Below are 15,832 nucleotides of genomic sequence, written 5' to 3' on the forward strand. Positions count from 1 at the left end.
CGAGGCGCCCGGGCCGCGATCACGGGGGGAAGAGGGGAAGCCCATGCACGTCAACGGCATAGACCATCTGGAGTTGTACGTGGGGGACGCCCGGCAGGCGGCCTTCTACTTCGACACCGCGGTCGGCTTCCGGCTGCACGGCCAGGGCGGACCGGAGACCGGGCTGGCCGGGCAGCGTTCGCTGCTGCTGGCCCAGGCCGGCATCCGGCTGCTGCTGACCACCGGGCTGTCCGCGGAGCACCCGGCGGCGACCTACGTGCACCGGCACGGCGACGGCATCGCCGTGGTCGCGCTCGCGGTCGACGACGCCGCCGGGGCGTACGCGGAGCTGGTCGAACGGGGCGCGACCGGGGTGACGCCGCCGCGCACCCACACCGGCGCGGACGCCGAGGTGGTGGTCGCCGAGGTCGGCGGCTTCGGCGACGTGCTGCACCGCCTCGTCGAGCGGCGCGGCGACCCGACCGTGTTCCTGCCCGGCGCGATCGAGCCGGTGCCGGTCGCGGACGGCGACGCGCTGCTGGCCGAGGTGGACCACCTGGCGGTCTGCGTGCCGCCGGGGCAGCTCGACGCCACGGTCGCGCACTACGAGAAGGTGTTCGGCTTCGCCGAGATCTTCGCCGAGCACATCGAGGTCGCCGGGCAGGCGATGAACTCCAAGGTGGTGCAGGACTCGTCCGGCCAGGTGACCCTGGTGCTGCTGGAACCGGACACGAGCGCCCGGCCCGGGCAGATCGAGGACTTCCTGCGCTGGCACGCCGGGGCCGGGGTGCAGCACCTCGGGCTGCGCACCGACGACATCGTCACCACGGTCGGCGCGCTCGCCGGCCGGGGCGTGCGGTTCGCCCGCACGCCCGACGCCTACTACGACGACCTGGAGCAGCGGGTCGGTCGGCTGGACGCGCCTGTGGACCGGCTGCGCGAGCTGAGCATCCTGGTCGACTCCGACCACGACGGGCAGCTCCTGCAGATCTTCACCGAGTCGATGCACGTGCGTCGCACGCTCTTCCTTGAGGTGATCGAGCGGCGCGGGGCGCGCACCTTCGGCAGCGGCAACATCAAGGCCCTCTACGAGGCCAAGGAACGCGAGCTGGCCGCGGCGGGGGCGACCCCCGCCGTCGCGGCCGGAGGGTTGGAGGGGTAGGGCCCATGACCACCATCGATCCCGGGCTGACCGCCGAGGAGGAGGCGCTGCTGCCCTCCGACGACGACGTCCGGCACTACGCCGAACACGGCTGGTACCTGTCGAAGAAGCTGTTCACCGACGACGAGGTGGACGACCTCGTCGCGGCGACCGACCGCTACTACGCCGGGGAACGCGACCGGCGGCTGCCGGCGCGCCCGCCGAAGCTCGCCTACTGGGAGCCGTCCAAGGGCGACGTGCAGCGGCACAACGACTACGTCCACCACGAGCACGACGGCATCGCCCGGATCCTGCGCAAGCCGCTGATCGGCGCGGTCGCCGCCCGGCTGGCCCGGGCCACCGAGATCCGGATCTTCCAGTCCACACTGATCTGGAAGCCGCCGATCGCCGGCGAGCCGTCGAACATCGTGCCCTGGCACTTCGACAAGCACTACTGGGCGTCCTCGTCGTCGGAGGACATGCTCACCGCGTTCATCCCGTTCCACGACTGCGGCCCGGAGATGGGCACCATCACCATGGTCGACGGCTCGCACCGGTGGCGGGAGATCGGCGCGGACGACACGGTGGTGCGGCACTTCGCCGACCGGGACCGCGACCAGCTCGAGGCGATGCTCGCGGAGAACGCGGCGTACAACGACGCCGAGATCCGCAAGGTCCCGATGGTGATCCCGAAGGGGCACATGAGCTTCCACCACTGCCGCACCTACCACGGCAGCGGCGCGAACGTCAGCGGGCGGCCCCGGCGGGCCGTCTCGCTGCACCTGCAGGACGGCGCGAACGCCTGGCGGGAGTATCCGCTCTCCGACGGCACGCTCGCCGCGTACAACCACGACGTGCTGGTCCGCCGCACCCACGAGGGTTGGCCGGACTACGCGGACCCCGACTACTGCCCGGTCATCTGGCGCGACCGCGCCCAGCAGGGAGGCTGACAATGTCACGGTACGACTGGGGAAAGACGCACCCGGGCATCGAGCGGCTGGAGCGGGCGGTGACCGAGCGCCGCGACGTGGTGGTCAAGCACCCGCTCTACGCCAACCTGGACACCCACGAGGCGCTCGTCACGTTCATGGAGCACCACGTCTTCGCGGTCTGGGACTTCATGTCCCTGCTGAAGTCGCTGCAACGCCAGCTCACCTGCGTCACCGTGCCGTGGATCCCGACCGGCCCGACCGGCAGCCGCCGCCTGATCAACGACATCGTGATGGTGGAGGAGAGCGACGAGCTGGGCACCGGCTACATCAGCCACTTCGAGCTGTACGTCAACGGCATGACCGAGGCCGGCGCCGACACCACCGCCGTGAACAGCCTGGTCGACCTGCTGCGCGCCGGCCGCCCGGTCGGCGAGGCGCTCGGCGCGGCCGGCGTGCCGGCGGCCTCGGCCGCGTTCGCCGGCACCACCTGGCGGATCATCGAGACCACGCCGGTGCACTGCCAGGCGGCGGCGTTCGCGTTCGGCCGGGAAGACCTCATCCCGGAGATGTTCACCCAGGTCGTCGCCGTCAACGAGCGCAGCAACCGGCTCAACACGTTCGTCGACTACCTGGAGCGGCACATCGAGGTCGACGGCGAGCAGCACACGCCGATGGCCATGCAGATGCTCGCCGACCTGTGCGGCGACGACGACACGAAGTGGCAGGAATGCGCGGACACGGTGAACGACGCGCTCGCCGCCCGCGCCCGCCTCTGGGACGACATCCTCGCCGCGATCAAGGAGGGCCGTCCGGCGTGACCGGATCCGACCCGGTCGCGCTCTACCGGACGGTCCGGCTGATCCGCCGCTTCGAGGAGCGCGCGATCGAGCTGGTCGACGCCGGGGAGATCGTCGGCGGCATCCACCCGTACCTGGGTCAGGAGGGGATCGCCGCCGGGGTCTGCGCGGCGCTGCGCGCCGACGACCTGGTCACCGGCACCCACCGGGGGCACGGCCACGTGCTCGCCAAGGGCGCCGACCCGGCCCGGATGCTCGCCGAGCTGTGCGGCCGGGTCACCGGGCTCAACCGGGGCCGGGGCGGATCGATGCACGCCGCCGACTTCGGCGTCGGGGTGCTCGGCGCCAACGCCATCGTCGGGGCCGCCGGCGCGATCCTCACCGGTGCGGTGTGGGAGCGCCGGCGGCGCGGCGCCGACGTGGTCGGCGCGACGTTCTTCGGCGACGGCGCGGTCAACGAGGGGATGCTGCTGGAGGCGTTCAACCTGGCCGCCCTCTGGCGGGTGCCGGTGCTGTTCGTCTGCGAGAACAACGGCTACGCCACCACCATGCCGGTCGCCGGCGCGGTCGCCGGCACCATCGCCGGGCGGGCCGCCGCGTTCGGCCTGCCGGCGACCGCCGTCGACGGTCAGGACCCGGAGACGGTACGCGCGGCGAGCGCCGCCGCCGTCGCGCGGATGCGCGCCGGCGGCGGCCCGGAGCTGGTCGAGGCGCACACCTACCGGTTCGACGCCCACCACACCTTCGAACACCGGGTACGCCTCGACTACCGTCCGCCGGAGGAGGTGGCCGAAGGACGCTCCCGCGACCCGGTCGACATCCAGGGCGCCCGGCTCGACCCGGCGGTGCGGGCCGAGGTCGACGCGACAGTCGAGGCGGTCCTGGCCGCCGCCGTCGACTTCGCGCTCGCCGGCCCGCACCCCGACCCGGCGACCGCCCTGGACCACCTGTACGCCAGTGGGCTCACCGCCCGGACCGGAGGTGGCTGATGCCCCGGCTCTCCTACCGTCGGGCGCTCACCCGGGCGCTCGCGGACGAGATGACCCGCGACGAGTCGGTGCTGGTGCTCGGCGAGGACATCCGGGTGGCCGCCGCGAACGTCACCACCGGCCTGCTGAAGAAGTTCGGCCCGGAGCGGGTCCGGGACACCCCGCTGTCCGAGCAGGCGTTCACCAGCTTCGCCACCGGGGCGGCGCTGGCCGGGGCCCGCCCGGTGGTGGAGTTCCAGATCCCGTCGCTGCTGTTCCTGGTCTTCGAGCAGATCGTCAACCACGCGCACAAGTTCCCGCTGATGACCGGCGGCCAGTGCGCGGTGCCGGTCACCTACCTGGTGCCCGGTTCCGGCTCCCGCACCGGCTGGGCCGGGCAGCACTCCGACCACCCGTACGCGCTGTTCGCCCACGCCGGGGTGACCACCGTGGTGCCGGCCACCCCGGCCGACGCGTACGGGCTGCTGGTCTCCGCGATCCGCTGCGACGACCCGGTGGTGGTGTTCGCCCCGGCCGGGGCGCTGGACCTGCGGGAGGACGTGACCGACCCGGCGCCGGTGCCGCTGGGCCGGGGCGTGGTGCGCCGGCCGGGCGACGACGTCACGGTGGTCGCGGTCGGGCACCTGGTGCACGACGCGCTCGCGGTCGCCGACGAGCTGGCCGACCAGGCGTCGGTGGAGGTCTTCGACCCGCGCACGGTGTACCCGTTCGACTGGGACGGGCTTGTCGACTCGGTGCGCCGCACCGGGCGACTCGTCGTGGTCGACGACGGCAACCGCTCCTGCGGGATCGCCGGGGAGATCATCGCGACCGTGGTGGAGCGGGTCCGGCTGGCCGCCCCGCCCCGGCGTGTCACCCGCCCCGACGGCGCGGTGCTGCCCTTCGCGCCGGCCCTGGACCGGGCCGTGCAGCCGGGCCGGGACCAGCTCACCGCCGCCATCCAACTGACCCTCAAGGACTGATGACCGATGGACCCGAACTATCCGTGGCCGCCGCTGCACCAGGCGTGGACCGACCTGCCCGAGCCCACCCGCGCCGCGATGGTGACGGCCGGCGCCGGCGCCTGGGAGGAGATCTTCCACGGCCGGGCCACCTACAACAAACAGTGGCGGCTGGCCCGCCCGCCGGTGCTCGCCGCGGACGCCTTCCGCGAGCTGAACGAGGTCTGCGACCGGATCGCGCAGCTCATCCTGGAGGCGTGCCAGCGGCGGGCCCGCACCGCAGGTGAGCTGCGCCGGCTGCTGGACGTGCCGGAGGGGGAGACCCGGCTGTTGGACCCGGACGAGGTGCTGCACGACGGGCTGCTCGCCGCGTACCGGCCGGACGTGCTGTTCTCCGGCGGCGTGCCGTGCATCGTGGAGTACAACATCGACAGCAGCCTCGGCGGCGGCTTCGACGCCGACACCGTGATCCAGCGGTACGCGGACCTGTACCGCGCGCACGGCCTGCTCGACCGGACCCGGCCCGCGCCGTCCCTGCTGGACCAGCGGTTCGTCGCCATCCGGGACACCCTCGGCCTGGGCGACGGCGCACGGGTGGCGCTGCTGATGGACTTCGAGGCGGAATATCCGGGGCTGGACGACCCGGAGACGTTCATCCGGATCCTGTCCCCGCTGGCGGACCAGGCCCGGCGGTTCGGCATCGACCTGGTCATCGCGCCGGTCGCCGCCGCCACGCTGGACGGGACGAGCCGGCTCGTGGTCGGCGGCGCCCCGGTGGACGCGTTGTTCCGGCTCTTCGTCCCGAACCGGGTCACCCCGAGCGCCGGCCTGGACGCGGTGGCCGGCGCGCTCGCCGCCGGCACGCTGCCGATGTTCGTCAGCAGCGCGGCCTGGCTGCTCAGCAACAAGCTGAACTACGCCTGGCTCTGGGCCGACCTGGACCTGCTGCCGGAGCCGGACCGGGCGCTGATCCGCCGGTACGTGCCGCACACCGTCGCGCTCACCGCCGACCAGCTCGACCGGGCGCTGGCCGAGCAGGCCGACCTGGTGGCGAAGCCGGCCGGCGGGTCGGCCGGGCACGGGGTGCTGATCGGGCCGGAGTGCAGCGCGGTGGCCTGGGCGGACGGGGTACGCGCCGCGATCGACGAGGGCGGTCACATCCTGCAGCGCTATCACGAGGCGGACCGGGTGGCGATGGACTTCGTGCAGATCGAGACCGGCGAGACGGTCACCGCCGAGGTCCCGTACAGCCTCGCCCCCTACCTGTTCGGCCGCACCGGCTCCGGCGCCCTGGCGCGGGTCGGCTACCCAGGCTGCGAGGGCATCCTGAACCTGGCCAGAGGCGTCCTCATGACCGGCATCCTGCTCACCGACTGACCCCGCCCCCGCCCCCGCCGCCGGCCCCCGCCCCGGTGATCATGAGGTTAGCGGTGCTCGACGTCTGATTTGTCGCCGTCAACCTCATGATCACCGGGGGTGGTGAAGAAGTCGGCGAGGGGGGTGATCAGGGTGGAGGGTGCGGCGGCGATGCCGTTGTGGGCGCTGCCGGGGATGCGCAGGGTGCGGGCGTGGGGCAGGACGGCGGCCAGCATGCCGTTGGTCTCGGTGAAGAACGGCGCGGCCTTGGCGCCGCTGATCAGCAGCGTCTCGGCGGTGATGCCGGCATACTGCTCGGCCGGTCCCTCGTACGCCTCGATCTGCCGCGACTCGGCGAGCGTCATCCCCACCAGCGCGCCCATCGTCCGCCCGACCTCGGTGCGCAGGAAGAGCCGCGTGATCGCCGTGCGGACCGCCAGCGGCAGCCGCGACGCGGGGTTCTGCGGGTCGACGGCCGCGGCCACGATCGCCATGGCCCGGGCGGTGTCGCCGGCCCGCACCGCCGCCTCGGCCGGGTCGAGGAACGCCATCGGAATGCCGCGACCGGCCAGCCGCAGCGGAGCGTCGTAGACCGCGATCCGCTCGAGCGGCAGCCGCAACGCGGCCCGCAGCACGACGAACGCGCCGTAGCTGTGCCCGACCGCCCAGCGGGCGCCGGTGTGCGCGAGCACCGCGCCCAGGTCGTCGACCTCCTGCTCCACCGTGTACGGCTCGCGGCGCGGCGGCGCGTCGGCCCGCCCTCGCCGGTTGTAGGCGTGCACGGTGAACCGATCGGCCAGCCGGGCGATCAACCGACGGTATTCCGTGATCGTCACCCCGCCGCCGTGCACCACCACCAGCCCTGGCCCGGTGCCGGTGGTGTGCAGGGCGATGGCCGCGCCGTCCGGTGCCGAGATTCGCTGCATGACCGTCTCCTCCGACTCTTCTAAACTGCGAACGCCGTTTGCAGTTTACAGTGGGAGAGGTGAGCGGCGCATCCACGAATTCGATCTGGAGCCGGCCGGTACGCGGCACCCGCGGCCCGACCCCCACGCACGGCCGGGACGAGATCGCCGCGGCCGGCGTCGAGCTGGCCGACGCCGGCGGTCTGGACGCCGTTTCCATGCGGGCGGTGGCCGGTGCGCTCGGCATGGCCGCCGGCTCCCTCTACCGGCACCTGTCCTCCCGGGACGACCTGCTGGAGCTGATGGTCGACAGGTGCGTGGGCGAGATGCGCCCCCACTCGCCCGACGAGGGAACCTGGGTGGAGCAGTTCCTCCTGCTCGCCCGCCGTCAGCTCGCGCTGCACGGTCGGCACCCGTGGCTGGCCGACGCGCTCACCCGACGCGCCGCTCCGGGGCCGAACACGCTCGCCCATTTCGACGCTTGTCTGCGCATCCTGCAACCGGTCCCGGCGACCACCAACGCGAAGTTCGAGGCGATCGCCATGGTCACCGGCGTGGTGACGCTCTTCGCCCGTGCCGCGACGGCCACCGGCCCGATGACGTTCGACCACGTCGACCTGGCGACCTACCCGCACCTGGCGGCGGCGTTCGCCACCCCCTCGCCCGCCCCGCCCCCCGGGGACGACCTGTTCGACCGCACCCTGCGCGCCCTGCTCACCGGCCTCCTGATCGCCGACCGGCCGTGACTCTCGACCGGCTGTGGCTCTCGACCGGCTGCGGCTCTCGACCGGCTGTGGCTCTCGACGGGCCGTGACCCTTGACCGGTCTGATCGGCGAGCCGTTCTGAATCCCGATCGGCTGGTGCAGCCGGGGCGGCCGGGACCGCAGGCGACCCTCCGGCCCCGGCCGCGGTCTCCGACGCCCTCATGCCGGGAATCGATGTAGTTCCGGGTGCCTACAAACTTGATGACGAGAACGATTCACCGACGCCTCGCCGGGCGTCGGGCGTCGGGTGTCGGGCGTCGGGCGTCGGGCGTCGGGGGAGCGTCAGCCTCCGCCCGACCTGCACCGTTCGACCCGCAATGTTCGAACCGCCCCCTGATCACGTGTGTCGGCGGCAGTCTCGGGCCCTGAGTCGTTCTCGCCATCAAGTTTGTAGGCAACTCGCGAGCCCGGTGGGCAGCGGGAGTGACACCCACGACCGTTTGTCCGGCGGCGGCAGCTCCGGCTGGGCAAACCTGTCTGAGCGGCGAGACCTGTCCGAGCGGCGAGACCTGTCCGAACGGCAGGACCTGTCCGAACGGCAGGACCTGTCCGAACGGCGGGGTCGTGGACGGAGCCGGGCGGTGTGCGGCGGCGCGGACGACGATCGGGCGGGTCGCGGCTACCGGCCGCCGACGCGCTGCACACCGGGGTCGCGGGCGGCGAGGACGCGGAGGGTCTCGGCGGTGGCGACCGCGTCGCTGCGGGCGCTGCCGTGCCGGCCGTCGCTGCTGTACAGCGACGGGTCCGCGACCAGCGGATGCTCGGTCAGGTGCACGTGCATCGAGCCGAGCCGCTCGGCCACCGCCCGGGTGTGCCGGGACAGCCGCCGCATCCGCTCGCCGAGGCCGGCCCGCAGCGTGTCCGGCACGGCCGGGCTGTGCGACACGTCGAACATGCCGACGGTGAGCACGTCCGCCCCGGCGGCGCGCAGCGAGGTGACCATGGCGGTCAGTTCGGCGTCGACCGCGTCCGGGTCGTATCCGGGGCGGAAGGCGTCGTTGCCGCCGCACACCACGAGCGCCAGGTCGGGCCGGAAGGCCAGCGCGTCGGCCAGTTGGGTGGCCCGGACCTCGTGCGCGCGCAGCCCACGCCGGCCCAGGTTGAGGTATGCCAGCTCGGGCCGGAAAGCGCGCAGCTCGGCCGCGATCCGGTCGGCCCACTGGAGGTCGGAGTAGCCGGCGACCGGTTCGCACAGCCCTTCGGCGACGCTGTCCCCGAGCACCACGAACCGGTGCCAGGGATGGTCGCGCAACAGCTCATCGGCCTCGCCGGGGCGTAGGCACCACGGATCCGTCGCCTCGGTCACCGTCGATGACATGTCCGGCAGGCTAGCCGAGCCGCCGGGCCGGGGAAAGCGGTCCGCCGCCCCGACCGGTCGTACGGTCGAGGCGGCGGAGGCCGGTGTGTCGTGGTTTCAGTTGCTCGAGCCGGGTGGCGGGTTGAACCAGCCGTGCAGGGTCACGATGACGCGGACCGTGCCGCCGCTGACGTTCAAGATCCGGACGCTCCCGGTCGCGCGGTTCTGCCCGGCCCGGTCCACCTTGACCATCACCATCGTGGTCCGGGCGACCTGGCCGGCGGTGAAGTTCGCCACGGACTGGCTCGTGACGATGGGGCCGTTCTGGTCCGCGGGGAAGGGGCCGACGCCGGACTCCACGGTGAGGTAACCCGAGGCGGTCGGACCGGCGACCGTCACGGCGAGGATGGCGCCGCCCATCGCTTCCGGTGAGACGCCGAGCGGATCGGTCAGCTTGACGAACAGCTCGCCCCGGGCCGGGAGCGGCTGGCCGCCGTTGGCCCCGGTGTCGACCAGATGGACCGCCGAGGTGGGCCGCAGATCAGCGCCGACCGTGAGGTCGGCGGTCACGTAACCCTGCACGGAGATCACCAGGTCGACCGCCGGTCCCTTGTTGACGACCGTGGCCCTGCCCGCGGACGAGAGCTTGACCGCGATGCCCTGCGAGGTGACCCCGCTGACGTAGTCGAGCACGCTCGTGTCGTCGGCGCCGCCCTCCGGATGGGCGCGCAGGAAGCCGGTGCCGGTCGAGCCGACCACTGCCACGTCCAGGAACACGCTCGTCGCGCCGCTCGGGACGACGCCGCCGGTGAACGTGAACGTCCGGGAGCCGTTGGTCGGGACCTTGCCCACGGTGGTGCCGGTGCCGGTGCGGGTGTCCACCACGCGGGTGTGCGGCACGGCGACCAGTCCTCCGCCTGCCCCGGTGGTGAAGTAGCCGTGCACCTCGACGACGATGTGGACGCTTCCGGCGCGGTTGTGGACCGAAAGACGCCCGTCCGCCCCCGGCCTGACGACCTGGGTGGTCGAGATGATCTCCCCGGTCGACGCGTTGAGGGAGGACGACAGCGCCGGTCGGGTGGTGCCCTGAGGGAACACCGTCAGGAAGGTGTTGGCGGTCGGGCTGACCGCGGTCACGTCGACGAGCACCGCGGACACGCCCGTCGAGGGGACGCCGCCCACGCCGAGGGCCGGGAAGTCGGTGGTGCTGTCCGCGCCGCGCGGCCCGGCCGGGGCGCCGGTGCCGGCGCGGGTGTCCAGCAGGGACGCGCCGGGGGAGAGCGCCACGTAGTTGGTGCTGGTGCTCGCCGCGATCCAGGGGGCGAGGCCGTCCACCCGTACCTCGGTCGCGGTGCGCCGGGTGTCGGTCTCGGCGAGGCAACCGCCCTGCCAGGAGCGGTCGTGCAGGGCCACCAGCTGTGGCTCGCCGGCACCGGTGCGCAGTAGCGGCCCGCCGGCGTCGCCCCGGCACAGGCTGGCGGCGGAGGCGCTGCCGTCGACGGTGAGGGTGTCCGCCGTGACGCCGGTGACGGTGAACGCCCCGGCGTGCAGCTCGTCGGGCACCCACTCGGTGGCGGTGCGGCCGAAGCCGGCGGCGAGCAGCGTCTCGCCCTGGGCGGCGGCGCCGCCGATGGCGATCGGTGGCACGCCGTCCGCGGCCTTCTCCAGGTGGGCGAGCGCGACGTTGCGGGTCGGGTGGGGGATCACGGCGGTGACGGCGAGGACGTGCCCCGCCGTGGTGCGCAGATCCGTCCGGCCGACCGTGACGGTGGTGCGCCGGGCGGGCGGGCCGGCGACGAGCTGCTGGCCGGGCTCGGCCAGGCAGCTCGCGGTGGTCAGCACCCAGGTCGGCTCGACCAGCACCGCGGAGCAGGCCCGCAGGTCGTTCTGGATCTTGGCGGTGAACGGGTAGCTGCCGGCGGGCACCGGGCTGACGCCGCTGACCGCCTGCGCCGAGCCGCCACCGATGGTGCTTGCCGCCACGACGACGGCGAGCAGCGCCGCCATCGCGCGCGTGCGGCGATTTCGGATGAGTCTCATGTTCCTCTTTTCCGGTCGTTCGAGCAGGCGACGCCGCCGGAGAACCGGCGAACCGGGAGAGAGGTCGATCAGTGGACGGCAAACCGCCGCCTGTTTTGCGACAGGGCGCGACGCCACACGCGCCGGGGCGCGTGCGGTGCCGGTGCTGTCGACTTCCCCCGTGTAGCTGCCGCGGGCACGGCCCGCGAATCCCGACAGTAGCGAAACGGCACGCGCCGTGCTGCCCCGCCGCGTCGGGGGCCGGATCCGGCCGGGCCGGTCAGGCCGGGGTCGGCGTGGCCGGCCGCGTGGCCGGGCGCTCGGCCGGCGACCGGAAGAGCAGCAACGGCGCCACGGTGAGCACCAGGCAGGCCACCGACATCACCAGCAGCGCCGGGGTCAGGTCGAGCAGCGCCACCGACCAGCCGCCGAGCAACGCGCCCACCGGCAGGCCGAGGAAGGCCACCGAGCCGGAGATACCAAGCACCCGGGTCTGCAACGCCTCCGGCACCCGCTGGTAGAGCGCGGCGCCGAGCAGCGGGTTCACCGCCGCGATGCCGATGCCGGACAGGAACGTCACCGCCAGCACCACCACCAGGTCGTCGCTGAGCGCCAGCGCCAGCAGTCGCGGCGTGCCGCTGAGCGCCAGCCCGAGGGCGAACGTGGCCCGGCTCGGCAACCGCGTCCCGAGCAGCGTGAACAGCAGGTTGCCCAGCAGCGCGCCGGCCGAGAACACGCCCAGCAGCAAGCCGAACCCGGCCGGGTCGCCGAGTACCTGGTTCACCCAGAGCGGGATCCAGACCGCGACGCTGGCGTTGGCGAACATGTTGGACGCGGACACCACGATCAGCATGGTCAGCAGCGTCCGGTCGGTGCGCAGGTACGCGAATCCGCCGCGCAGCGCCCGCAGGTAGCGTTCCCGGGGCGCCGGCTGCGCGGGCGCGGGCGGCCGGACCAGCGCCCCGATCAGCAGCGCGCAGACCGCGAACGTGGCGGCGTCGATCCAGATCGCCCGGGTCAGCCCCACCCAGTCGATGAGCAGCCCGCCCAGCACCGCGCCGAACAACGTCATGCCCCGGGCCAGCCCGTCGTAGGCGGAGGTGAGCCGGATCAACGGCACGCCGGCCCGTTCGGCGGCCGGCTTGAACAGCACGTGCTTGACCCGGTCACCGATGCCGCGCAGCCCGCCGGCGACGGCCACCAGCACCAGCAGCGTGCCGAACCCGAGCCACGGCGCGAGCGCCACCACCGCCATCGCGGCGGCGCTCACCGCGTCCACGAAGACCGACGTGCGGCGTACGCCGAACCGGTCCGCCCACGGCGTGGCCAGCGCGCTGGAGAGCATGTACGGCAGCGTCTCCGCGGCGGCGACCAGGCCCATCCGGGTCGGGCTGCCGGTGGTCTCCAGCACCAGCCAGGGAATGGCGACCACCGAGATCCGGGTGCCGAGGTTGGACAGCAGGTCGGCGCCGACCAGGGTGTACAACTCCCGGCGGGGGTTCATGTCGGGCTGCCGATCGGGTGCGTGGTGGCGTACCTCTCCCGCAGCGCCAGCTTGTCGACCTTGGCGGACCGGTTGAGTGGCAGCGCGTCGACGAACTCCACCGCGCCGGGCGCCCAGGTCTCGCTCAGCTCCCGGGTCACCAGCGCGATCAGGTCGTCGGCGGTGACCGACGCGCCCGGCGCCGGCACCACGTACGCGAACGGGAGTTCCCCGGCGACCGGGTCCGGCACCCCGATCACCGCGGCGGCGCGGACCTCGGGGTGGCCGGCGAGCACGTCCTCGATCGGCCGGGAGTAGATCGGCCAGCTGCGCTGCCGGGTGAGGATCCGGTCCTGTAACCGGTCGACCAGGTAGAGGTAGCCGTCGTCGTCGAGGTGGCCGAGGTCGCGGGTACGGACCCAGCCGTCGACGAGCGTCTCGGCGGTCAGCTCCGGCTGGCCGTGGTAGCCGGCGAAGCTCAACTTCGTGCGGGCCCACACCTCGCCGTCGACGCCGGCCGGCAGCGCCCGGCCGTCGGCGTCGCGGATCTCCACCGTCACGTCCCCGTACGGCCGGCCGCAGGAGCGCAGCCGCTCCGGGTGCTCCGGGTCCTCGGTGAGGCCGGGCTGGGCGCAGATGACCACTGCCTCGCTGAGTCCGTAGACGATGCGCAGGCACGGGCCGAACCGGCGGATCGCCTGGCGCAGCCGGGCCGGCGCGGCGGGACCGGCCCCGACGTTGAACATGAACATCGCGGAGAAGTCGGCGTCCGGCAGGTCGGGGTGGTCGAGCACCTCGTAGAGCATCGGCGGGGTGACGAACGTGGAGGTGATCCGCTCGGCGTCCACGGTGGCGACGAACGCCGCCGGGTCCCACCGCTCGCGCAGGAACAGCACCCCGCCGGTGAACAGGTTGACGAGCGTGGTGATCTGGCCGCTCGCGAGCCACATCGGCGAGTGCGACAGGTGCCGCAGCAGCGGGAACCCGGCGGCCCGGAAGTCGGCCGCGATCGCGAGCACCTGGCGGTAGAAGCTTTCCCGGTGGTGCACCAGCTTCGGCGTGCCGGTGGTGCCGCTGGTCTGCAGGAACGACTCCGGCGCGGGCACCGCGGCCGGCAGGTCTCCGTCGCCCGCACCGGCCGCGGTCAGGTCCGGCCCGGCGCCCCCCGGCCCGAGGCAGAGCACCGGTACGCCGGGTAGCCCGGCCGCGAGCTGCCCGGCCGCCGGGTCGCGCGGGTCGTGCACGAACACCTCCGGCGCGGCGAGCGTGACGAACTCGTCGATCTCCCGCCGGGAGGTGACCGGGGCGACCCACATGCTCCGGCAGCCGAGCAGGTGCAGCGCCAGGTGCAGCAGCGGACCCTCGACCGTGTTGCCGAGCGTCACCAGCACCGCCGCCCCGGGGCGTACGCCGTGCCGGCGCAGCGCGGCGGCCAGGCGACGCACCTCGGCGGCGACCTGTGGGTAGGTGAGCCGGCGACCGTCGCCGACGAGCGCCTCCCGGTCGCCGAATCCGGCGAACAGCTCCAGCGCCTCGTGCACGTAGTTCGGCCGATCGGTCATCGGGCAGCCCCCATCGTGGTCCGCGAGCGGCGTCCGGCCAGGTCAGGGCCGGGACGGGACGGCGGGTGCCGGGGTCGGCGACCGCACCGCCGCCAGGTCCGAGCCTAGGCAGCGGCGGTCCACCGGGGACAGAGCCGAACGTCGGCGCCGGGCATCCCGCGGGCATTTGATCATGTCGATGAGGTCGATTGACGCTCGTCACCGGCGGCGGCTAGTTTCCGGTCCATCGCCCGGGCCGGTGGCGCCGACCGCGTCGCGCCCGGGGCTGCCGACCATGGAGGATCGATGCCGACCCCGAAGAGATGGCACGTCATAGCTTCCGCCGCCACGCTGCTGCTCGCCGGCACCCCGGCGGTGACCGCGAGCGCCGGCCCCACCGACACCGACCGCGCCGGGCGCGGGCACGGGCGCGCCGAGTGGGCGGGGAGCTGGGCCGCGGCGGTGACCCGTGGGAACACCGTGGGCCTGACCAACACCGGCCTCAACGACCAGAGCATCCGGATGACGGTGCAGACCACGGTGGGCGGTCCGCGCCTGCGGGTCCGGCTCACCAACCTGTACGGCGAGCAGGCCGTCACGGTCGGTCACGCCACCATCGCCCGGCCGAACACCGCCACCGCCGACGACCGCTCCGACGTCGACCCGGCCAGCGTCCGGGAGCTGAAGTTCTCCGGTGGCGCCTCGGCCACCATCAACAAGGGCGCCGAGCTGCTCAGCGACCCGCTGTCCTATCCGGTGGGCGAGCAGGAGGACCTGGTGGTCACCCTGTACTTCCCGGTGCTCACCGGCCCGGTCACGTTCCACGGCCAGTCCCGGGTCACGAACTTCATCGGGGCGACGGACCTGACCACCGCGGCCGGCGGCGCCGGCTTCACCACCAGGCCCGACTGCTGCTGGATGTTTCTGTCCGGCATCGACGTGGAGCGCCGGGCCGCGCCGGGTTCGGTGGTGGTGCTCGGCGACTCCATCGGCGACGGCAACGGCAGCACGGTCAACACCGACCGGCGGTGGCCGGACCTGCTGGCCAAGCGGCTCGTCGACGCCCGCCCGGAGGCCCGCACGCCGGGCGTGCTCAATCTGAGCCTGGCCGGCAACCGGCTCAACCACGAGGGTACGGAGCCCGGCGCGGGCGGCTTCCCTGGCTACTACGAGCTGGGCCCGAACGCGCTGGCCCGGCTCAACGAGGACGTGTTCCCGCAGACCGGCGTGCGCACCGTCGTCACCCACCTGGGCATCAACGACATCTGGATGAGCGGCGACAGCAGCGAGGCGATCATCGCGTCGCTGCGGCAGCTCAACCGGCAGGTGCAGGCGCGCGGGCTGACCAGCCTGGTCGGCACGATCACCCCGTACGAGGGCAACGGCGGGCCGGGGGTGTGGACCGAGGAGAAGGACGCCACCCGCAACGCGGTGAACGCGTGGCTGCGCGGCCCCGGCCGGGCCGAGTTCGACGGCGTGCTCGACTTCGACGCGGTGCTGCGCGACCCGGCGCGGCCGAGCCGGCTGCTGCCGGCGTACGACGCCGGGGACCACATCCACCCGAACGACGCGGGCGCGCAGGCGATGGCGAACGCCGTCCCGCTGCGGCTGCTCGGGCTGTGACACCGGGCGGGGGCGGCGGCGCACGGCGGCCGCCCCCGCCGCCTTTTCCTGGGGAGGAAGCGCC

13 protein-coding genes are annotated in these 15,832 nt (G+C 73.6%); 8 read left to right on the forward strand and 5 right to left on the reverse strand.

Features of this window, described 5'->3' with window-relative positions:
• The first annotated feature begins 43 nt into the window (after positions 1–43).
• The 6 genes from hppD to O7602_RS12465 are packed head-to-tail and all read left to right on the forward strand — an operon-like array spanning position 44 to position 6,156.
• Positions 44–1,141 (forward strand): 4-hydroxyphenylpyruvate dioxygenase, encoded by a 1,098-nt coding sequence (gene hppD, locus O7602_RS12440; protein ID WP_281588949.1) that lies wholly within the window; start codon positions 44–46, stop codon positions 1,139–1,141.
• A gap of 5 nt (positions 1,142–1,146) precedes the next feature.
• Positions 1,147–2,070 (forward strand): phytanoyl-CoA dioxygenase family protein, encoded by a 924-nt coding sequence (locus tag O7602_RS12445; protein WP_281588950.1) that lies wholly within the window; start codon positions 1,147–1,149, stop codon positions 2,068–2,070.
• A 2-nt stretch (positions 2,071–2,072) separates the two neighbouring features.
• On the forward strand, positions 2,073–2,870 hold the full coding sequence (locus tag O7602_RS12450) for a DUF3050 domain-containing protein (protein WP_281588952.1): 798 nt from the start codon (positions 2,073–2,075) through the stop codon (positions 2,868–2,870).
• Positions 2,867–3,838: a thiamine pyrophosphate-dependent dehydrogenase E1 component subunit alpha gene (locus O7602_RS12455; protein WP_281588954.1), complete on the forward strand. Its 972-nt coding sequence runs from the start codon at positions 2,867–2,869 to the stop codon at positions 3,836–3,838. The genes O7602_RS12450 and O7602_RS12455 overlap by 4 nt, the downstream gene beginning before the upstream one ends.
• Positions 3,838–4,800 carry a transketolase C-terminal domain-containing protein gene (locus O7602_RS12460; RefSeq protein WP_281588956.1) on the forward strand — a complete coding sequence of 321 codons (963 nt, stop codon included), beginning with the start codon at positions 3,838–3,840 and terminating at the stop codon, positions 4,798–4,800. Before O7602_RS12455 ends, O7602_RS12460 begins: the two co-directional genes overlap by 1 nt.
• A gap of 6 nt (positions 4,801–4,806) precedes the next feature.
• On the forward strand, positions 4,807–6,156 hold the full coding sequence (locus O7602_RS12465; RefSeq protein ID WP_281588958.1) for a hypothetical protein: 1,350 nt from the start codon (positions 4,807–4,809) through the stop codon (positions 6,154–6,156).
• Positions 6,157–6,203: 47 nt separating this feature from the next.
• On the opposite strand, the gene O7602_RS12470 is transcribed toward O7602_RS12465, so the two are convergent.
• Positions 6,204–7,061, reverse strand: coding sequence for an alpha/beta fold hydrolase (locus tag O7602_RS12470; RefSeq protein WP_281588960.1), 858 nt, complete (start codon positions 7,059–7,061; stop codon positions 6,204–6,206).
• A gap of 59 nt (positions 7,062–7,120) precedes the next feature.
• Between O7602_RS12470 and O7602_RS12475 the strand changes: the two genes are divergently transcribed.
• A complete protein-coding gene (locus tag O7602_RS12475; protein WP_281588962.1) occupies positions 7,121–7,786 on the forward strand; it encodes a TetR/AcrR family transcriptional regulator in 666 nt (221 codons plus the stop codon).
• 638 nt (positions 7,787–8,424) lie between these two features.
• Here O7602_RS12475 and O7602_RS12480 read toward each other — a convergent pair.
• From O7602_RS12480 to O7602_RS12495, 4 genes are all read right to left on the reverse strand, one after another.
• Positions 8,425–9,123 carry an SGNH/GDSL hydrolase family protein gene (locus tag O7602_RS12480; protein ID WP_281588964.1) on the reverse strand — a complete coding sequence of 233 codons (699 nt, stop codon included), beginning with the start codon at positions 9,121–9,123 and terminating at the stop codon, positions 8,425–8,427.
• A 96-nt stretch (positions 9,124–9,219) separates the two neighbouring features.
• Positions 9,220–11,142: a trypsin-like serine protease gene (locus tag O7602_RS12485; RefSeq protein ID WP_281588966.1), complete on the reverse strand. Its 1,923-nt coding sequence runs from the start codon at positions 11,140–11,142 to the stop codon at positions 9,220–9,222.
• A 259-nt stretch (positions 11,143–11,401) separates the two neighbouring features.
• Positions 11,402–12,625 carry an MFS transporter gene (locus O7602_RS12490; RefSeq protein WP_281588968.1) on the reverse strand — a complete coding sequence of 408 codons (1,224 nt, stop codon included), beginning with the start codon at positions 12,623–12,625 and terminating at the stop codon, positions 11,402–11,404.
• Complete coding sequence (locus O7602_RS12495; protein WP_281588970.1) at positions 12,622–14,166, reverse strand: AMP-binding protein; 1,545 nt, start codon at positions 14,164–14,166, stop codon at positions 12,622–12,624. Before O7602_RS12495 ends, O7602_RS12490 begins: the two co-directional genes overlap by 4 nt.
• A 312-nt stretch (positions 14,167–14,478) precedes the next feature.
• Between O7602_RS12495 and O7602_RS12500 the strand changes: the two genes are divergently transcribed.
• On the forward strand, positions 14,479–15,768 hold the full coding sequence (locus O7602_RS12500) for an SGNH/GDSL hydrolase family protein (RefSeq protein ID WP_281590269.1): 1,290 nt from the start codon (positions 14,479–14,481) through the stop codon (positions 15,766–15,768).
• Positions 15,769–15,832 lie beyond the last annotated feature (64 nt).

The sequence above is a fragment of the Micromonospora sp. WMMD1128 genome (genome assembly GCF_027497235.1).
Classification (GTDB): Bacteria; Actinomycetota; Actinomycetes; order Mycobacteriales; family Micromonosporaceae; genus Micromonospora.